This is a genomic window from Leifsonia psychrotolerans (assembly GCF_013410665.1).
GTDB classification, from domain to species: domain Bacteria; phylum Actinomycetota; class Actinomycetes; order Actinomycetales; family Microbacteriaceae; genus Cryobacterium; species Cryobacterium psychrotolerans_A.
The window spans coordinates 3065421-3085523 of sequence record NZ_JACCFM010000001.1 but is presented as its reverse complement, the minus strand read 5'-3'; the positions used below and the strand labels follow the sequence as shown (position 1 = coordinate 3085523).

General features: G+C 62.7%; 17 protein-coding genes. 1 reads left to right on the top strand and 16 read right to left on the bottom strand.

Translation table 11 applies throughout. The annotated features are described in order from the left end of the window. The 6 genes from HNR05_RS14105 to HNR05_RS14080 all read right to left on the bottom strand — a co-directional run bounded on the left by HNR05_RS14105 (position 1) and on the right by HNR05_RS14080 (position 7230). Positions 1-765, bottom strand: coding sequence for an ATP-binding cassette domain-containing protein (locus HNR05_RS14105; RefSeq protein ID WP_179579722.1), 765 nt, complete (start codon positions 763-765; stop codon positions 1-3). Between the two features lie 41 nt (positions 766-806). Beyond that, the gene (locus HNR05_RS14100; RefSeq protein ID WP_179579721.1) at positions 807-1859 is read right to left on the bottom strand and encodes a metal ABC transporter substrate-binding protein; all 1053 of its coding nucleotides are present in this window, start codon (positions 1857-1859) and stop codon (positions 807-809) included. Between the two features lie 519 nt (positions 1860-2378). Further along, complete coding sequence (locus tag HNR05_RS14095) at positions 2379-3848, bottom strand: dihydrolipoamide acetyltransferase family protein (protein WP_179579720.1); 1470 nt, start codon at positions 3846-3848, stop codon at positions 2379-2381. Positions 3849-3888: 40 nt separating this feature from the next. Continuing rightward, the gene (locus tag HNR05_RS14090) at positions 3889-4848 is read right to left on the bottom strand and encodes an alpha-ketoacid dehydrogenase subunit beta (RefSeq protein WP_179581010.1); all 960 of its coding nucleotides are present in this window, start codon (positions 4846-4848) and stop codon (positions 3889-3891) included. 107 nt (positions 4849-4955) lie between these two features. After that, positions 4956-6119 carry a pyruvate dehydrogenase (acetyl-transferring) E1 component subunit alpha gene (gene pdhA / locus HNR05_RS14085; RefSeq protein ID WP_343062606.1) on the bottom strand — a complete coding sequence of 388 codons (1164 nt, stop codon included), beginning with the start codon at positions 6117-6119 and terminating at the stop codon, positions 4956-4958. Positions 6120-6123: 4 nt separating this feature from the next. After that, positions 6124-7230 (bottom strand): histidinol-phosphate transaminase, encoded by a 1107-nt coding sequence (locus tag HNR05_RS14080; protein WP_179579719.1) that lies wholly within the window; start codon positions 7228-7230, stop codon positions 6124-6126. A 112-nt stretch (positions 7231-7342) separates the two neighbouring features. Between HNR05_RS14080 and HNR05_RS14075 the strand changes: the two genes are divergently transcribed. After that, positions 7343-7741, top strand: a complete 399-nt coding sequence (locus HNR05_RS14075; RefSeq protein ID WP_179579718.1) for a phage holin family protein — start codon at positions 7343-7345, stop codon at positions 7739-7741. A gap of 89 nt (positions 7742-7830) precedes the next feature. Here HNR05_RS14075 and HNR05_RS14070 read toward each other — a convergent pair whose 3' ends face one another. The 10 genes from HNR05_RS14070 to HNR05_RS14025 form a co-directional block, all read right to left on the bottom strand. After that, positions 7831-8187 carry a hypothetical protein gene (locus HNR05_RS14070; protein ID WP_179579717.1) on the bottom strand — a complete coding sequence of 119 codons (357 nt, stop codon included), beginning with the start codon at positions 8185-8187 and terminating at the stop codon, positions 7831-7833. 5 nt (positions 8188-8192) lie between these two features. Continuing rightward, complete coding sequence (locus HNR05_RS14065; protein WP_179579716.1) at positions 8193-8747, bottom strand: hypothetical protein; 555 nt, start codon at positions 8745-8747, stop codon at positions 8193-8195. Positions 8748-9219: 472 nt separating this feature from the next. Further along, a complete protein-coding gene (locus HNR05_RS14060; protein ID WP_425485085.1) occupies positions 9220-10500 on the bottom strand; it encodes a putative T7SS-secreted protein in 1281 nt (426 codons plus the stop codon). Between the two features lie 116 nt (positions 10501-10616). Further along, positions 10617-10910 carry a hypothetical protein gene (locus HNR05_RS14055; RefSeq protein ID WP_179579714.1) on the bottom strand — a complete coding sequence of 98 codons (294 nt, stop codon included), beginning with the start codon at positions 10908-10910 and terminating at the stop codon, positions 10617-10619. Positions 10911-10915: 5 nt separating this feature from the next. Then, a complete protein-coding gene (locus HNR05_RS14050) occupies positions 10916-11329 on the bottom strand; it encodes a hypothetical protein (protein WP_179579713.1) in 414 nt (137 codons plus the stop codon). 138 nt (positions 11330-11467) lie between these two features. Further along, positions 11468-11761, bottom strand: coding sequence for a WXG100 family type VII secretion target (locus HNR05_RS14045; RefSeq protein WP_179579712.1), 294 nt, complete (start codon positions 11759-11761; stop codon positions 11468-11470). 191 nt (positions 11762-11952) lie between these two features. Further along, the gene (locus HNR05_RS14040; RefSeq protein WP_179579711.1) at positions 11953-16533 is read right to left on the bottom strand and encodes a type VII secretion EssC family protein; all 4581 of its coding nucleotides are present in this window, start codon (positions 16531-16533) and stop codon (positions 11953-11955) included. A 321-nt stretch (positions 16534-16854) separates the two neighbouring features. Next, complete coding sequence (locus HNR05_RS14035; protein WP_179579710.1) at positions 16855-17460, bottom strand: hypothetical protein; 606 nt, start codon at positions 17458-17460, stop codon at positions 16855-16857. A 1182-nt stretch (positions 17461-18642) separates the two neighbouring features. Then, positions 18643-19008 (bottom strand): hypothetical protein, encoded by a 366-nt coding sequence (locus HNR05_RS14030; protein WP_179579709.1) that lies wholly within the window; start codon positions 19006-19008, stop codon positions 18643-18645. Positions 19009-19660: 652 nt separating this feature from the next. After that, the gene (locus HNR05_RS14025) at positions 19661-20101 is read right to left on the bottom strand and encodes a hypothetical protein (RefSeq protein ID WP_179579708.1); all 441 of its coding nucleotides are present in this window, start codon (positions 20099-20101) and stop codon (positions 19661-19663) included. Positions 20102-20103: the final 2 nt, after the last annotated feature.

The following is a 20103-nucleotide window of genomic DNA, read 5'->3' as shown; positions in this document are numbered from 1 at the left end:
TCAGTGCCCTTCGTGGCCGGGCAGCACGACCGTGTGCTCGTCCATCTCGATCCCGACCTCCTTGAAGGCGGCCTGCACGTTCGCCAGCGTGAGCACGTCGTTGCGCGGTCCGAACGCCACCTGCGTGCCGTTCAACAGCAACACCTTCTCGCAGACCGCTCGGGCCAACTCGAGATCGTGGGTCGAAACGAGCACGGCCACCCCGTCGGCCTTCAACCGCTCGAGCGTGCCGATCAGCGCGTCGCGGTTCTTCTGGTCGAGCCCGTTGAAGGGCTCGTCGAGCAACAGCAGCCGGGGGCCGGATGCCACGGCGCGCGCCAGCAGGCCGCGCTGCTGTTGGCCGCCCGACAGTTCACCGAACCGGGTCTTGGCGCGGTGCGCGAGGCCGACGGCGTTCAGGGCGTGCGCGACGGCCTGCCTATCGCGCCTGCCGGGCAGGTGCAGCCAGCCGAGACTGCGGTAGCGCCCCATCATGACCACCTGCTCGAGCGTGATCGGAAAATCCGGGTCAAGCTCGCCGGCCTGCGGCACGTAGCCGATCGCACCGAGAGGAGCGGGGAAGGAACCGAGCACGCTGACCGTGCCGTGCGTGCGGGAAATGAGACCCAGGATGCCCTTGAGCAAGGTCGACTTACCCGAGCCGTTCGGCCCGATCAGGGCGACGGCCTCGCCGGCAGCAATGTCGAACGCGATGCCCTCCAGCGCGGGCGCCTTGTCGTAGGCGAAGGAGGCGTCAGAGACGCTCAGCACCGTGGAAGCTGGCACTGTGGCATTCGTGTGGGGAGCGTTCTGATTCACGGCTCCCACTATTTCAGGTCGGCGGGCACGGCGCTGGGCGTGACGCCCCAGGACTGCAGAATGAGGCGCACATTGTGCAGTTGGCTGGCGATGTAGGTGGCGCCGTCGCTGCCGGCCGGACCGAGCGAGTCGCCGTAGAGGGCGTCATCGCCCGAGTAGACGGCCACGTGGGCTTCGCTCGCGATGGTGTCGGCGGTCTTGGGGTTGATCGACGCCTCAGAGAAGACGGCCTTCACGCCGGTCTTCCTAATCGATGCGACGAGCGCATCGATGGCTGCGGCACTCGGTTCGGCGTTGTCGTCGAAGCTCGGCATGATCGAACCGACGTAGGTGATTCCGTAGGCGGCGGTGAAGTAGCCGAAGGCGTCATGGTTACTCACCAGCAGGCGCTCGGCGGCCGGGACCTGGTCGATGTTGCTGCGGATCCAGCCGTCCAGCGCCGCCAGACGGATGTCATAGGCCGCGGCGTTCGCGGTGAACGCGGGCGCCGAGGCTGGGTCCGCCTTCTCGAGCCCCGCCGCGATGGTGTTCACCATGACGCGGGCGTTGTCGACCGAGGTCCAGATGTGCGGGTTGCCGGCCGTGTGGTCGTGCGCGGCGTCAGCGTGAGCGGCGTCAGCCTGGCCGTGCGCGGCATCCGCGGCGTGACCGGGGTCGTTCTCGGCACCGGACGTCTCGATCGCGATTCCCTCATCGGAGTCGACGGTGATGCCGTGAAAGCCCGATGCGTCAATAGCGTCAGTGAGCCATTCTTCGAGACCGACGCCGTTGATCACCAGCACGTCGGCGTGGCCGAGCGCGGCGAGGTCAGCAACCGACGGGTCATAGCTGTGCGCGCTCTGGTTGGGCTTGATCAGCTGGGTGAGGTTGACGCCGGGGGCGTCGCCGATCACGGCACGGGCGAAGTCGGCCACCTGCGTGGTGGTTGCGACGACCTTCAGGCCGGAGTGGGCCGTGGCATCCGTGCCAGATTGGCCAGCGCCGGCCGAGGTAGCGCACCCGACCAGGGTCAGCGCGGCGGCCACGGCGAGGGCGGGCAGGGCGAGGAACGTGAAACGCATTCTGCGAGAATACGCTTATTGATAATGATTGTCAAAAGCAACAGTGCGGATGGCGCGTGCGGATGGCGCGTGCGGATAGCGCGTGCGGATAGCGCGTGCGGATAGCGCGTGCGGATAGCGCGTGCGGATAGCGCGTGCGGATAGCGCGTGCGGATAGCGCGTGCGGATAGCGCGTGCAGCCGCACGACCCGCACGGATGCCGCCCTCGCCCACCCCGCGTACGCCACATCCGCCACCGCGTCGCCTGAACGCCGCAGACGCTTCGCCCCGAACACCGCAGACGCCTCGCCCCATTTCGCCGAGTTCATCCATACCGGTCCAGTTCGACCGGCACGCCAGGCAAACTCGACCGAAATAGGGAGACTCGGCGACGGAGCCCGCCGCAGCGGGGAAACTCGGCGAAGCGGGCGGCCGCAACAGGGAGACTCGGCGAGTTCAACCGCGCACGCGAGGCACGCGAGGCACGCGAGGCACGCGAGGCGCGCGAGGCACGCGATGCACGCGAGCGAGGCCGCGACGTCAGTCCAGCAGCAGCGCCGGCTCCTCGATGATGCTTGCCACATCGGCCAGGAAGCGGCTCGCCACGTCGCCGTCGACCACCCGATGGTCGAAACTCGCGCCGATTGTCGTCACGAAACGCGCCCGCACCTCGCCGTCGACGACCCACGGCTTCTGCTTGATCGTGCCGAGCGCCACAATGCCGGCCTCGCCCGAGTTGAGAATCGGCGTACCGGTGTCCATGCCGAAGACACCGATGTTGGTGATCGTGATGGTGCCGTTCGACATCTGCGCGGGGCTCGTCTTACCGTCGCGGGCCGTGAGTGTGAGCTCCTCGAGCGCCTGCGCCAACTGCAGCAGGCTCATCGACTGAGCCTCCTTGATGTTTGGCACGATCAGGCCGCGCGGGGTCGCCGCGGCGATGCCCAGGTTCACGTAGTGCCGCACGACGATCTCTTCGTCGGTGAAGCTCGAGTTGACCATCGGGTTGCGGCGCACGGCCCAGATCATTGCCTTGGCCATGATCAGCAGCGGCGACACCTTCACCCCGGCGAAGTCGGTCGATGTCTTCAGGCGCTTGACGAATTCCATCGTGCGCGTGGCATCAACGTCAACGAACAGGCTCACATGCGGCGCCGTGAACGCACTCTTCGCCATGGTCTGCGCGATGAGCTTGCGCACACCCTTCACCGGAATATGCTCCTCACGGTCGGTCGGCCATGCAGGCGTCTCGATGTTGCGGAACACGCTCACCTGGGTCGCCTCACGCATCACGTCTTCGCGCGTGATGTCGCCGATCGGCCCGGTCGGAGTGACGATCGACAGGTCGACGCCGAGATCCTTGGCCAACTTACGAATCGGCGGCTTTGCCAGCACGTGACTCGCGGATGCTCCCACCCGGGCGGGCGCGGAGGGTGCCACCGGGGCTGCTGTCGCGACGGTCGGGGCGGGGGAGGCGGGGGCAGCCAGCGACTCGTGCGCGATCGTCGCCCCGCTGTGCCGGATGCGTCGGGTAGCCATGGTGGCAGAGCTGCCGCGGCCAACGAGAACGGCCGGCCCGCTCTCCTTCTCGGTGGAGATCGTGTCGCTCGTGTCGACGGCGGCCTGCGCCAGCTCGGGCGCGGAGGCCGACGCTGACGCCGAGGATGCCGAGGCCGAGGTCGACGCCGACGCGACGGTCGCGGACGCGGCATCCGCGCCGGACCCGGACCCAGCACCTGCACCAGCACCAGCACCCGCACCCGCGTCGACCGCGTCGACGATGGTGATGATCAGCGTTCCCACGTCGACGGTCGTACCGGCCGGCACGAGAATCTCACCGACGACGCCCACATAGGGCGAGGGCAGTTCGACCAGCGACTTGGCCGTCTCAATCTCGACGAGCACCTGGTTGATGGTGATGGTGTCGCCGGGCGCCACCTTCCATTCCACGATTTCGGCCTCGGTCAGCCCTTCGCCAACGTCTGGCAGAGTGAATTTCGACACGCTCATGGTGTGCCTTTCTAAAGGTTGATCAGGGAAGTGGTCATCATCAGTAGGCGAGAGCGCGGTCGACGGCTTCGAGAATGCGGTCGGGGCTCGGCAGAAAGTGGGTCTCGACGGATGCCGGTGGGAACGGGGTGTCGAAGCCCGACACCCGCAGCACGGGCGCCTCGAGCCGGTAGTAGGCGCGTTCGGCAATCGTGGCGGTGATCTCGGAGCCGAGGCTCACGAAGCCCGCCGCCTCCTGCGCCACGACGGCACGGCCGGTCTTCTCGACCGAGGCCAGGATGGGCCCGTAGTCGATGGGGGAGAGGCTGCGCAGGTCGATGACCTCGAGGCTGATGCCCTCCTCGGCGGCAATGTCGGCCGCCTGCAGCAGCACGCTGACCATGGCGCCGTGGCCGATGACGGTCACATCGGTGCCGGTGCGCACCACACGGCTGGAGTGCAGGGGGGTGCCGCTTTCAACGAAGTTCACCTCACCCTTCGGCCAGTACCGGCTCTTCGGTTCGAAGAAGATCACCGGGTCATTGCTCGCGATGGCTTCCTGCATCATCCAGTAGGCGTCGTGCGGGTTTGATGGGCTCACCACGCGCAGGCCGGGGGTGTGCGCGAAGTACGCCTCGGGGCTCTCCTGGTGGTGTTCGATCGAGCCGATGTGCCCGCCGTAGGGAATACGGATGACGATGGGCATGGCCAGCTCGCCCTCATGGCGGTTGCGCATACGGGCCAGCTGCGAGGTGATCTGGTCGAACGCGGGGAAGACGAAGCCATCGAACTGAATCTCGCAGACGGGGCGGAATCCACGCATGGCCAGGCCAATTGCGGTGCCGACGATGCCGGACTCGGCCAGCGGCGTATCGAGCACGCGCTTCTCACCGAACTCGGCGTGCAGGCCCTCGGTCACCCGAAAGACGCCGCCGAGCGGGCCGATGTCCTCGCCCATCAGCAGCACCTTGGGGTCGGCGAGCAGGCTCTGGCGCAGGCCCTGGTTGAGGGCCTTCGTCATGGTCAGGGTGGCGGATACCGCGGCGGGCGCCACCGAAACGGCCTCGGCCGAGCCGGTGGTCGCTGCGGCCCCGGTGCTGGTCAGGGTGGTAGTCGCGGTCGTATCGCTCACGCGTTGCCTCCTTCGAAGGATGCCTCGTAGCGGTCGAGCCAGGCCTTCTGCTCGTCGATCAACGGGTGCGGTTCGGCGTAGACGTTGTCGAAGATCACCGACTTCTCGGGACCTCGAATCTCGAGGGCGCGCGTGCGCACGTCCGCCGCGTAGTCGGCGGCTTCCTCGTCGACGCCGGCGAAGAACGCTGCGTCGGCGCCCTTGCCTTCCAGGTAGGTGCGGAAGCGCACGATCGGGTCGCGGGTCACCCAGGAGGCCGTCTCGGCGTTGGTGCGGTACTTGGTGGGGTCGTCGGCCGTGGTGTGGGCACCGACGCGGTAGGTGAGCGCCTCGATCAGGGCCGGGCCCTTGCCCGAGCGCGCGTCGTCGAGTGCCTTGGCGGTCACGGCGTAGCTGGCGAGCACGTCGTTGCCGTCGACCTGAATGCCGGGCATGCCGAATCCGCTGGCCCGCTGATAGAGCGGCACCCGCGACTGACGGGAGACCGGAACCGAGATGGCCCAGCCGTTGTTCTGCACGAAGAAGACCTGCGGGGTCTGGTAGCTGGCCGCGAAGACCAGCGCCTCGTTGGCGTCGCCCTGCGAGGAGGCGCCGTCGCCGTAGTAGACCATCACCGCGGCATCCGTCTCGGGGTTGCCCGTCGCGGTCGAGCCGTCGAGCTGCATGCCCATGGCGTAGCCGGTAGAGTGCAGCGTCTGCGAGGCGAGCACGAGCGTGTAGAGGTGAAAGTTGCCGTGCTCTTCGGGCGTCCAGCCGCCGAGGGTGACGCCGCGCAGCATGCGCAGGATGTCGACCGGGTCGAGGCCGCGGATCATGCCGACGACGTGCTCACGGTACGACGGGAAGATGTGGTCCTGCGGGCGGGCGGCATACGCCGAACCCACCTGAGCGGCCTCCTGGCCGTGGCTCGGCACCCAGAGGGCGAGCTGGCCCTGACGCTGCAGGTTGGCGGCCTCGGTGTCGAAGCGGCGCACGACGGCCATGTCCCGGTAGAACCGGCGGTGGTCGTCGTCGGTCAGCCGGTCGAGGTAGGGCAGGTACTCTTCTGCCGCCGCGGTGGGCGCGAATACGCCGTGCGGGTTGAGCAATTGCACCGTCGCTGCGGAGGTCTCGGGCGCGCCGGTTTCAGGCTCGGGAGTGTTGTTCACAGGGTCTGCCACCGTACTAACTTAGCTGTCGTGTTGATGAGGTCGTTGGTAGAGCATTCACAATCTCTTTCGAGATCTGTAGGAGTTTCTCCATCGCTTCCGCCTCGCCGATTGAAATGCGGATGCCCTCCGGGTGAAAGGCGCGCACGATGAGGCCGGCCGCGCCGAGCTGCTCGGCAACGGATGCCGTGTGCGCGCCGGTGGGCAGCCAGAGGAAGTTGCCGTGCGGCTGCGGAATCTGCCAGCCCTGGGCGGTCAATTCGCGCCAGACATCGTCGCGGCGGGCCGCGAGCACGCCGACACGCTCCATCAGGGCGGCCTGCTCATCGAGCGAGGCGATCGCGGCGGCTGCACCCTGGCCCGTGACCGAGAGCGGAATGGCGGTGGAGCGTGCGGCGTCGAGAATGCCGACCGGTCCGAGCGCGTAGCCGACGCGCAACCCGGCCAGGCCGTAGGCCTTCGAGAAGGTGCGCAGCACGACGAGGTTCGGGTAGCGGGTGAGCAACGGCGGCCCGGTGACGGCGCCGGGCTCCGTGACGAATTCGCAGTATGCCTCATCGAGAATGACGAGCAGGTCACTGGGCACGGATGCCATGAATGCGTCGAACTCGTCGGCGGTGACGATGTTTCCGGTGGGGTTGTTGGGGGTGCAGACGATGACGACGCGGGTGCGGTCGGTGATCGCTGCGGCCATCGCGGTGAGGTCGTGGCCGTGGTCGGCGCGGTTCGGCACCTGAACACTCGTCGCCCCGGCGACGGTGACGAGTGAGGGATAGGCCTCGAAGGAGCGCCAGGGGTAGACGACCTCATCGCCGGGGCCGGCTGCGGCCAGAATCAGTTGGGCGAGAATCGCGACCGAGCCGGATCCGATGTGCACCTCGTCGACGCTGCGGGCATAGAGGGTGGCGAGCTTTTCGCGCAGGGCTAGCGCCGTGGCATCCGGGTAACGGTTGAACGCGGTCTCGGCTGCGACGGCGTCGATCACGCCGGGCAGCGGGCCGAACGGGTTCTCGTTGGAGGACAGCTTGAATGCGGAGGTTTCGGCGGCTTTTCCCTGGCGGTAGGCGGGAAGCGCAACGATCTCGGGACGCAGTCGGACTGATGGCTGGTCAGATGAACTCACTTCTTGAGTCTACGACGGGGCATATTCGCTCGATCGCATGTACTGTGCGGCCCGCCCGCCGCCCCACCCCCTCGATCGCGCACGGGCACGGGCACGGTGCCATAGTAGAGGAATGGCCAGATTCTTAATCAAGCTGATTCTCAACGCGGTTGCCCTGTGGTTCACCACGCTCATCGTCGCGGGCGTTCACGTGCACCCGTACGCGTCAAACACCACCGCGACGGTGCTCACCTACCTGCTGATCGCCCTGATCTTCGGCGTTGTGAATAGTGTTGTCGGAACCGTTGTAAAGATCGTCGCGTTCCCGCTCTACATCCTCACGCTTGGCCTGATCTCGTTCATCATCAATGGCCTTCTGTTGTTGCTCGTCGCTTGGATCTCGGGCCTGTTCGGCTTCGGACTCGAGATCGATGGCTTCTGGTGGGGTGTGCTCGGCGCCCTGGTGCTCGGCTTCTTCAGCTGGCTGCTCGGCCTGCTGGCCCGCCCGGTCAGTCCGCGCGAAACTCGCTAGCCGCGCCCCGCCTCAGTCCCGCTGATTTGGGAGCGAGGCCGTCCCGAAATCCGCTCACAACCCTCACTCCAACGGATGCCCGCGGCACGTCACTCAAGGGCGTCATAAACCTGCAGAAACGTGTCGGGCAGCCGCAGCCGGCAGTACTCATCCACGACCCGGAACGCGTCCTCGACGTCCTGTTCCCGGTTCTCAATGAACACAAGTTTCTTGCCGAGCAGGCGCGTTGTCGTTACATCACCCGGGGCCATGAGAAAGAAGGCAAGTGAGGTGAGTGGCGGCTCCATGATCCCGAACCCCACCACAAATGAGTCGTAGAGAAGAAACTTGACGTTCCCGTTCTCGCTTACGCCCGGGTCATACCGTTGAGTCGCACGGTAGAGGGCCCGAGATCCAAAATGGTTCTGTACTTTCTGGCGGAGATCAAAGAGGCCCTTAACATACATGGTGTTCACTTTCCGGGAGGCAGCGCGAAGTGGGTTTCAGGGAGGTACTCGTAACCATTGATTTCAAGATATTCAAGCTCTTGAGCCAGCATCGAGTCTGGGAATTTGGATGGTTCGTGAGTGAAACGCACGGGGAGTTTCTTCTCGATGATCTCATTCAAAAATGGCTTGTTCAGAAGCTCGTACATTTCGTTGTTCGTTAGATCGAACTTTTTCTGTGTCTCGGCCCATTTTGAGCCGTCCAAGCTGAAGTGCGCATCACCAGCTCTACCCGCAATTTGCTCGTAGCTCGCGGGGCCTTTGGGTACAAATTTTCCGAGCGTGGCCTGATCGGCATCCATGTTGTGCAGAGTGTCGTTGTAGATGTCGGCCAGCTCATCAACGGTCATCTTGTCGACACCATTGATTTTCACCTTGCCGTTCTTGACCGTCACCCCGGTGCTCGAACTCAACAATTTGGTCATCGCGCGGAGTTTTGCCGCGGCGCTGAGTCCTTTGAGGCTCTTGAGCCCCCGAAGTACGCCCCCGCCCCCGACGAAAAGTGACGCACCGTTAAACAAGACGCGTCCTACTCCACCGCCTGTGTAACCATCCCAGTGATCGGCTGCAATGAATCCATTCCACATTTCCAGTGCCGCACCGCCGGGAACAGATGCCTGTCGGGTGTCTTTCAGAGCGCGTCGTACGCCTCCAGAAACCTGTCCGGTAACCGCAGTCGACAGTATTGATTTACAACTTCAAAGGCATCTCGAAGGTCCGTCTCTTCATTCTCAATGAACGTTAGTTCCTTTCCGAGAACCCGAGTAGCGGCGATATCCCCACCGAAATCCAAGAAAATGCTGAGTGACGTGTACGGGGGTTCCATAATCCCGAATCCGAACACAAAAGAGTCATAAAGCAGGAATCTGACCTCCCCGCTTTCGCTCACACCTGGCGCGTCATACCGACTAGTCGAGTAGTAGATTGCCCGCGAACCGAAATGGCGCAAAACCTTCCGGCGGAGATCCGATAAATTCTCAACGTACACGTAGATCAGTTTCCTTCGAATGTAGCGAAGCGGGTTGCGGGGTCATATTCATAGCCATTTAGCCGCAGATATTGAAGTTCCTTGTACAGCGACGTACCCTTTTGTGCATTGGGGTCGTGCGTAAAACGCACGGGGAGTTTCTTCTCGATGATCTCATTCAAAAATGGCTTGTTCAGAAGCTCGTACATCTCGTTGTTCGTTAGATCGAACTTTTTCTGTGTCTCGGCCCATTTTGAGGGGTCCAAGCTGAAGTGCGCATCACCAGCTTTACCCGCAATTTGCTCGTAGCTCGCGGGGCCTTTGGGTACAAATTTTCCGAGCGTGGCCTGATCGGCATCCATGTTGTGCAGAGTGTCGTTGTAGATGTCGGCCAGCTCATCAACGGTCATCTTGTCGACACCATTGATTTTCACCTTGCCGTTCTTGACCGTCACCCCGGTGCTCGAACTCAACAATTTGGTCATCGCGCGGAGTTTTGCCGCGGCGCTGAGTCCTTTGAGGCTCTTGAGCCCCCGAAGTACGCCCCCGCCCCCGACGAAAAGTGACGCACCGTTAAACAAGACGCGTCCTACTCCACCGCCTGTGTAACCATCCCAGTGATCGGCTGCAATGAATCCATTCCACATTTCCAGTGCCGCACCGCCGGGGTCGTTGACGATACTGTCAATGATTCCCGGCCACACTTCTCCAAAGGAGTCGGTCCAACTATCGCCGCCGTTGAACAGTTCGTCCCAGATGTATGGCCCTGGGGTGAGATCCCACACGCCCACAGCTGTGTCGACTCCTTGAAGGATGAATCCTTCGACCAGGGTCCCAGGAAACATGACAATCTGGTCCCACACAGAGATCTCTGATGACTTCCCGCTCGTCGTGTTTGCCGCGGCTTGGACTTCTGCGGCAACCTCGTCGCCGGTTTGAGCGAGTCGGGTCCTAAGAGCATCGACCGCCAGCTGGGCCTGGGCTAGGCGCTGCGCACCCGGATCGTAATAGGGGCGAAGGATCGCTCCTGGCGTTCCGGGTTCGGCCAGTGCCACCTTCTGGACAGCCTCGAAGTAGTCCTGCTTGGCTTGTGTGGTCGCCCGCTCTGCCAGAGCCGCTTCGCCGATAGCCGCGTCAAGCTCAGCACGAGTTGCCACGAATGCGGACTCGTAACGCATGAGCGCGGCTGCGGTTCGGTTGAACGCGGCCGGGCCCACACCGAGTCTGGCCGCTTCGAGTGGTGCAACCGAAGAAAATGATGACGCGGCCTGTCCCTTCCACGACGGAGCTTGGACGGCCTCCCACATTTGCGCCCCGTTTCGGGTAGGTGCAATACCGGCCCCCGTGCATTCCACGGCACCCGCGATCGCGAGGGGGCTCCCCGGAGCCAACTCTTCGACCGTGCTGCGAGCGGTAAGTAGCGTCACTTCGCTCCGCCCAAACGTCCTATTTCTTTCGCGAGGATCGCGTCAGCCTTTTCAGAATCGGCAGCGGCACTCTCAAGAAAGCGACGTGTGTTCTCGGCGCTGGCTTCCCTCAAACGGATCTCCCCGGACCAGGCCTGTTGAAATGCGGTCACAGCAGCGGCCAGGCCGGCGTGTCCGAAATCCCCGGCCGCGAGCTGATGAATCGGGTGGCTTTTGAGCGCTGATGCAATGGAGCCCGCGCGCGCGGACGCCCCGCGGAGTTCCTGCGGGGAGCTCTCAAACGTGTTCATGATCGCTACACTCTCTCGAACGCCTGAGGCGGCCCACCTATGGTTCGGCCGTCTTCGTCAATCTGCAGGTTGATCGCAATAGGTGGTGCGCCACCCGCCAACGGTGGGGGATCCTCACGGGACGCAAGGTCAACGGTCGCGGAGTGCGGACTCCCCGGATCGATCACAAGAAAGCGTGCTCGAACGGGGAGCCCGAAGATCTTCGCTCCCGTGAGGCGCATCCAATCAAAGCCGTCAGTGTCACGGTCGGGCCCGAGGGCCGATTCTTCAATGAACCTGGTCAGCAGGGCATCGGACGAGAACACCGGTGTCACCAGTTGCTCGTTCACGCGGTAAACGGGAGCACCGAAATAGTCAGGCTGGAGAAGATACATCTCGCACAGGTCAAAGATCTTCCACAGCTTGTCGACGTCTGCCATCCCTCGCACCCACAGCTCGGCGAACTCAAGCACCAGATCCCGCGACGCTGAATGAACGATCGCAGAATCTTCAGGAACTGAGTTGCCGAAAGGGGCTGCACGTGCCGAGGGCACGCCCGACGATTCGATCACTGCCGGCTACTGAATGCGCGACGCGATCTGCGTGTCGAGGTCCTTCATCGCCGTCGCGATGCCCTTGAGGAACGTCTCAATCTCGGTGAGCTGCAGGATCACCGTGTTCGCACTCGAGGTGTACTTCGTGTACGCATCATTGAACTTTCCCGACGCCTGGTCGGTAACAAAGCCCGACGAAACCAGCTGACCGATCTGCGTCTGCAAGCCCTGAAGTTTGGTCGTGATCTCTTCACGACCGGTTCCCAGCTGCCCCGCGGCGGCCTCAATCTCGCCGTAGCTCACCTTGATGTTCGACATTTGCGATGCTCTCTCTCAATTGACGTTTTCAGCTTGCCGCGATCGCCGAGCAAAACCGCCCCCCGGTCATCAACGCCAAACCCCCAAGCCCGGCGTAGCTTCACGCTAAACACCGAACATTTCCGACGCTACAACGCCGCAAACACGGTGGCAAACCCGATCCCCCCCAACAAGGGTAGAGCCTTCAGGCTTTAGCCAATTTGGGGGTGCGGAACGCCAATTTGGATGCCAGACAGTCGCCCGCCGGTGGCCAAGAAGCCACGGCCCGGCGGGAAATTTGCTCGTCTGGCATGTGTGAATGGGGTCGTAAATATGCTTGGAGCATCATTCGCGTCGGGTTGCAGCGCGAGCGCCCACCGCGCACCTCGCAGCGGACTCGCAAGCTCCCACACCGCGCCCAGGGTGGCGTTCTCCCCCTCAACAATCACCGTCAGCTCGCTGCGGCGGAGGAGCTTGAGCAACTGCGCCAGCGCCTGCTCGTTCCCCGTGCCATCGAAGCCGCCGATATCTTCGATCACGACCACACCACGATGCCCCAGCGCTGGGAAGCCCTCGGGCGCAGCAGGCACTTGCTCAGGCTCAGGCTCAGGCGTTCCGGTGATGCCGATGAGGGGCAGCGCATTAAACGCGGACGCGGATCGAACCTTCCCTCCGAGGGCAAGGGTGAGTCGTTCAATCACGGCTTCCCGTTCGTCCGGCGAATCTGCGACGTTCTGCCACACGGAGAGATCACGAAGCGCCGATCGTCGTGGTGAGATCAGGAGCGCATCTAGGGGTTGCCCGGAGGCGCGTGCCTGCTCGGCAAAGGCTTCGAGGAGTGACTTCACTGCGGTACTGCGACCAGATCCCGCTGGCCCGGTCACCAGCAGGAGCCCCTCGGTCGGTGCCGCAATCGGCAGAAAACTCACCGTGTCGATCGCGAATGGCACCGACGATGAGTCTGACGCCGAAATGTCTGCGCGCGCGATGAGATTCGGGATCTCCGGCACGTCAGCAGGTTTCACAATACCCATCTGCTGCTGCTGCAACTGCAGAAGGGCGAGCGCGGTTTCGGTGTCGGCGGGGTCCTCGCTTGCGCCAGGCAGCGCCCACTGAATCTCCTCCTCCGTGCCAATACGCACAGCGCGCCCGGCCGGAGCGCCATCGAAGATCGCCGGCGAGACGTTGAGCGACTGATAGTCGCTCTCGGCGGGGAGACGAAGCACAAGCCGTTCCGGGATGGTGGCGGCCAACGACTGCGGGAACCCCCCGGAACGCTCGCACGTAAACACGACGTGCATGCCGACGTTCCGTCCGGCGCGCGTGATTTCAATGAGGTCTGCAAAAGGCGTTGACCCGCCACCGAGGTGCTCGTACGTATCCCTGAAGGCCGCAAAGCCGTCGATCAGGAGCAGAATCGGCGGCGATTCGTGCTTCGCCGCAGCGCGCTCCCCGGCGACTGCCTTCAGCATGCCGAGAAGCCTGACCACTCGGTCTTTCTCCTCCGCGGGAACGATATCGCCGGTGTTCGACAGCGTGGTCAAGGTCATGAGCCGGCCTCCGCCGGCGTCAATGCCATAGATCTGAGTGTGCGGATCCGCGGCGATCGAAGCTACGGCGACCGTTAATAGTGCAGTGGTTTTGCCGCTGCCCGCACCCCCGTAAATTGCGACATTGCCCAGCTCACGCAGATCGATCACATAGGGCGCCTGGCGTTGCAGATGCGGCTCGTCGATGAGGCCAAGCACGATTCCGGGGCTGGGATCTGCCGTGCAAAACTCGGCGATCAACGTGCTGAGCGGAAGCACCTCAGGCAATTGATCAACCCACGGCTTTCGCGGTGCTGCCAGGTTCGCTGTCGTCGCGGCGCGTTGAATGTTTGCGGTGAGTGCCTCGATATCACGCGGCCCCCGCTTCGTATTCTTTTTCTGCGCCCGGATCTCGGGCTGAAGCACCCACGGTTCTTGCTCACCAAAACCGAGCGTGCGGATCTCAACGGGTTCTCGGTGTTCGACTTCGGAACGTCCGCCCAAGTATCCGGTTTGGAAGTGAATGAGCCGTCCCGCTCCAATTTTCACGGCCCCCCGACCCGGGGTTTCCGGGGCGAACTCTGCAGCGTCGGTGACCCCCAACACATCACTACTGTCGGCGGGATCGGCCATGCGAAGTCCGATCCGCAGATTCGTGTTTGCGCGGAGATTGTCTTTGATCACACCGGCTGGGCGCTGGGTAGCCATCACCAGGTGAAGCCCGAGCGAGCGCCCCCGTTGCGCGACATCGATCACGCCGTCGACAAAGTCTGGAATTTCGCTGACCAACGCGGCAAATTCGTCGATGACGATCACGAGAGTTGGCGGCGCGTCAGGGTCTGAACGGCGTTCCAGAGCAATGAGGTCTTTCGCACCCTTTTCGGCCAACAACTCCTCGCGGTAACGCAGTTCCGCACGGAGTGAGGCCAACGCTCGTCGCACGAGGTGCGTGTTGAGGTCGGTGACCAGCCCCACGGTGTGAGGAAGATCGGTGCAGTCGGCGAAGGCGGCCCCGCCCTTGTAATCAACCAGAAGAAACGTGAGCCTGTCCGGGGAATAGTTGGCGGCGAGGGACAAGATCCAGGTCTGCAGGAATTCCGATTTTCCGGAACCGGTCGTTCCGCCAACGAGGGCGTGCGGCCCATGCGTGCGTAAGTCCAGGGCAACCGTGCCAGAACTCCCTTGGCCAACGATTGCGGTGAGTTGCCCGGGGTCGCGTTCTCGCCCGGACTCCCACGACGCCACGAGGCTATCGCTGCCGCGCCAATTGGCGAGCACCGCATCACTCGCGCCCAACACATCGCTCGGAAGGATCTGCCCGAGCGCAACACTGCGCGGAAAGTCACTCTCGTCGAGCACGCGCGCCCCTGCATCGACGAGCGGAGCGATCGCACGGCCAAAACTCTCAGCGAGTGCTGTGTCCATCGAATCGAGGTGGCTGAGCGCCACGGCCTCTCCCTGCCGCACGAAGTGCACTTGCCAGGAATCCTCGCGGGTCTCGATCGAGGTCCGGCAGGCCGCCGGCACATCCCTCAGATGCTCGGCGAGCCAAATCACATGAACGCCGACATCCGCCCCATCTTCAGCGATTCCGACCAAGCGTGTGCGATCGACCATCGTCGTAGCGAGCACAAGAACGATCACGGCGGGGGTTGGTGCGGGGGCCGACACCGGGGTGAGCCGCTCGGTTGAGTCAGAGGCGCTGTCATCGACACGAGAGCGCACCGTGTTGCCCTTAGCTGCTTGAGCGCGAGTGGCGATGAGCCCTTCCAGAGCGGTCAGGAGGACAGCGGAGCTTCGAAGGTCATCGGCAAGGTGCGGCGCCTGGAGAGGGCTATAGGCGGAATCGGCGTGCGGAAGCCATTTCAGCCAGGCCCATTCCCGACCGGAATGCTGCTGATCGGCAAAGGTTGTCAGCACCAGGTCTGCCGGCGAGTGCAGCGCGAGAAGCTGAACCAGGAGGGAGCGGGCCACGGACTCCGACCACAATCGCGGGCCGGCGATGCCGAGGCTTCCGCAGCGATCCATCCGCTCGAGCACGGGAACGTCGGAGACAGCGGAGTACTGATCCCGCAGGTCCGTGAGCTTCTTCCAACTCTCGGCGGGGATCTTGCCGCGCGCGGGAACCTCAATGAGCTTCCGACTGGGCAGGGTGGCCTTGCCGAGGCGCAACTCAAGAAACGCCCGATGCTCCGGCCTCCGCGTCCACAACAAGCTGCTCGGAGCGGATGGCAAGGCGAGCAGATCTGCAGGCGGCACGCTTTCGGCATTTCGCGCAGCCTGCTCGACCTCGCGGGCCTGAGCGAGTTCCTCCTGCGCCAGAACCAGATTGTCCTCGAACTCACGCTGTTTTGCCCGGTAAACCCGGCCCCGCGAAAGCCGGTTATCCAGCCAGGTGCCAACCATGATGATCGGTGATAGCGCAACGAAGACCAGGCTCAGCATATTTCCGGTGGCCAGGAACAGCACTGGTCCCATCACGAGCGGCGCCAGCATTGCAATCAACGGAAAACGGGACGGTTCCGGCGGGTCCGGCGGGGCAGGCAACGCGGTGAGTTCAGGCGTGTACACCGGGTCAACACGGGGTGACTGCAGGTGGGAGACGAACGCATCACGGTGGGGTTCGGCTGATGCCGGGGGACCCACTTCGATTCGAAGTGCGATATCGCCCAGTCGAACAACGCAGGATCGGGTGACCTCATATCGCTGCACCTGCCGGACGTTGCTATTGTCGGACCCGACGAGGAAAATTCCGTTGGCCGAAGCGAGATCTTCGAGAATCAGCTGTGCGCCGTCGGTCCGTAGCACCGCGTGACGCCGCGAGACGCTCGAGTCGTGAATCTCAATCCGGTTGCCTCGATCACGACCGATGAAGTTTTCGCCGGGCACGGCGAGGAATATCACATCCTTCTGCTCCCCGGTGAGCACCGTCACCGTGGCGACCGGGGTCCTCGTCCGTTGCCCGTCACCCGCGTGCGACTCCAACACTGGTTCAACCGAACTTCCCGATTGAATCCCCGATTGACCGAGCGGGTCGCCGGCGTCGAGGATCAGTACCGGCCGGTTCGGAAACGTCGCCCGCAGCGTGAAGGACGCGTGCCGATGCGCTGCGAAAGGCAGCAAGTGCGGGTTCCCGGCGCCCGCCCGAACGAGACCCCGGGCCACCTCGCCCACTGTCGCCGTCACATCCGCCGTCAAGGTCACGTCTTGATCTTCGGGACGACGTCCGCCCGGATACTCGGTAAGAGACACACGGAGTTTCATGACTTCACTGCTTTCTGAGAAAGATTACTGAACACATGAGGCACGCTTCCTAGCCACAGTGCCCAGCTCGCGCTGTCATTAAGCGGTCGAACACAACGCACTAACGCGCAACCTTTGCCTCACTGCCACGCCCCTCTGAGAAATCATCCCGATCACGTTTTTCGAACCCGTGCCAGCTGACAGACCGCCGGCCCTGCCGACCAGGTGACGAAGCACCGGGAACTTGCTGTGCAACACTCACCGCCCCGATGAAGACCCGAGACCGATGCCCCGCGCCGGAAACGAAGCCTGATCACACCCCGCCACAGTGCCTTCACCCTGTCACTCGTCAGGGATCACCGGATCAGACCACTTCGGAAACGGAACGAAGCCGCCTGGAACCGTCAACGTCGGACTGTCTGATGTGTCATTGGGAATTCGGCCGACCACCGTGTCAAGAAGGGTGTTGCTATCGCCCCAGAACACATAACTGTAGACATTGAGGTTGTACTGCCCGTTGGACTGCACGGTGTAGCTAACCTGGTAACCGTCACCGGTCTCGGCCCGAACCACGAAATCAGAACCCCGACTTGACACAGTGGTGTCCCAGTTCTGCGACTCGAAGTACGCGATCATCGGATCAAGATCCTCCCGCGCACCCGCTGCTCCCGGCATTCGGATCGAGCGCGTACTCTCAAGAAAGTAGCTGTTCTCAAAGTCGGCACCCGGAGGAGGATTGAGGCCGAACACTCCGGCAGTCGGGACGAAAGCCTCGGCCAACCAGCGCCACTCGCCGTCACTGATCTGCAGCTGAGCGCCGGTCATGAGCTCTTGAACACGCTCATAACGCTCACCAAAGAGATCGAACTGCTCCTCCGGAGTGAGCTGCATGACTTCAGCCCGCGTCATACCCGCCGCGTCCACGGTTCCATGAGTCACAGCATTCACGATTACCTCCTCCACAGCACACCCAGCCAATCCCACGCCAACCAGCACAACCGAAATACACATCGCGATAGCGCGCGACTTGTTCCTCACCGCCACGTCCCCCTCTGAAAAACCATCTCGATCTCATTCTTCAAACCCGTGCCAACCGGGATGGTGCAGCCGCTCTGAGGCTGCAGCACTGCCGAGGTTCGGAGACGAACCGTCCGCGGGTTGCCGTCACGCAGATCCGCAGAACACGAAAGAAGGTGCCCGCATCCCAACCTCAGCGGAAGACCCCGCACGCCCAGCGAAATTTCGCGCAAATCACCGAATATTTTCGACGCTACAGCGCCGCAAACACGCTCGCAAACCCGGTTCCCCCCAACGAGGGTAGAGCCTCCGGGCTTTGGCGCAACAGGTTTCGGGGGACCCCGATCTGAATGCCCCATAGGCTCCCGCCGCCGGCCGAGAAGAAACCACGCCCCGGTACACCCCGGCCGCAACGGGGAGCACCTCGCCATCAGACCATGAACTCACCTGAGTATTTGGGTTCCTGAGCGCCACGCGTATTCCGCTTGAGCTCCATCCTGCTGCTGCCGAGCTCTACTCGCTGAGCGCCACCTGCTATTTAGTGTGAGCGCCACCGTGTCTGCGTTCCTGAGCACGTGGACGGCGCGCTTATCCTGCGGCGGCCAGCACCGAGGCCGATAACTCGCTTCAAAGTGGCCGCCAACGGGCACCGCCACGGCCACATTGGGGGCTTTCGATGGCCACCAAGAAACACGCGTTGAACGACCGCAATCCGTCGGCTGTTGGCGATCCCGGTGGTCATACCGCGCTTCTTCCGACGACTGGCGCTCACCCAGAATATTTGCTGGCCTCAAAAGTCAATATTCAGTGGCGCTGAAAGTGAATATTGGGTGGCGCTCATCCCACCAAATACTCACTCTCCCAACGAATCCCACTGACCCCATTCCGGAAGCGGCTTCCAATGCGGAGTACTGCCGGGCCCATCCAGCGGCGTGTTCTCACTGAACGCAACAACGCTGAACCAGTCGTCAGAGTCATCACTCGCAAAACGCGCACGAGCCTCGTCCTCGGTAAAGGGCTGCCCAATTCTCCACAGCTTCCAATTCCAGCCGCGTCAATACCCAAATCTATTCATCTACGTCGTGTTCATAGACCGATGCCCGAGCAGTCAATTTAAAGCGCGTCATACACCTGCAGAAACTTGTCCGGCAGCCGCAGCCGGCAATACTCATCCATCACACGGAACGCGTTCTGCACGTCCTTCTCTTGGTTCTCGGTGAACAGGAGATCCTTGCCGAGAATCTGAGTGGTGGTAATCCTGTCGGTGGCAATCAGAAAGAAGGCGAGCGATGTATATGGGGGGTCCATGAACCCAAACCCAAACGCGTAAGAATTATAGAGCAGGAACTGCGCGTACCCTTCATCACCTTCTGTCGCGTCGTCAGGCAGGTGATCCCCGCAAAAAAGGGCCTTCGGCCCGAAGTAGCTGAGTGCTTTTTGGCTCAGATCAAACAAGTCTTCAACGTACATATTGATCATTTTCCTCTATAGGTCGCGAAGCCGGTTTTGGGGTTGTACCTGTAGCCGTTGAGATTTAGATACGCGATTTCCTTTCCCAGCATCGACGTTGGATCGCTGCGGGGTCGTGCGTAAAACGCACCGGGAGCTTCTTCTCGATGATCTCATTCAAGAGTGGCTTGTTCAGAAGCTAGTGAGTATTTGCTCGAGTGGGGGCCGCCCCGGGGATGACCCAGGCCACCAGCGACTTTCATTGACCTCGTCCGCGTGCGTGCGTGCGCTCCAGGTCGGCACCGCCGAGGGCAAAGGCAGGCAACGCCTGCGCGCGGCAGCCCCTCATCAGCCCTTCTCGCAGCCGCGGCCCGTCAGCCTGCGCGCACCACGCGACTCCCGTCTCTGCTCACAACGACCCGCCGCTCCACCATGAACTGGCACTCAAGGGGCGGCCCCAAATCCTGCGAATCTCTCGCAGACGCTGTGGCCCCCCAAGGCAATACTGCTGGCCCCCAGAGCGGCAAATACTCAGCTAGTACATCTCGTTGTTCGTTAGATCGTACTTTTTCTGTGTCTCGGACCATTTTGAGCCGTCCAGGCTGAAGTGCGCATCACCAGCTCTACCCGCAATTTGCTCGTAGCTCGCGGGGCCTTTGGGTACAAATTTTCCGAGCGTGGCCTAATCGGCATCCATGTTGTGCAGAGTGTCGTTGTAGATGTCGGCCAGCTCATCAACGGTCATCTTGTCGACACCATTGATTTTCACCTTGCCGTTCTTGACCGTCACCCCGGTGCTCGAACTCAACAATTTGGTCATCGCGCGGAGTTTTGCCGCGGCGCTGAGTCCTTTGAGGCTCTGGAGCCCCCGAAGTACGCCCCCGCCCCCGACGAAAAGTGACGCACCGTTAAACAAGACGCGTCCTACTCCACCGCCTGTGTACCCACCCCAGTGATCGGCTGCAATGAATCCATTCCACATTTCCAGTGCCGCACCGCCGGGGTCGTTGACGATACTGTCAATGATTCCCGGCCACACTTCTCCAAAGGAGTCGGTCCAACTATCGCCGCCGTTGAAGAGGCCCTCCCCACCCCACGGACGAGACCATCCCGAGATTGCCAACG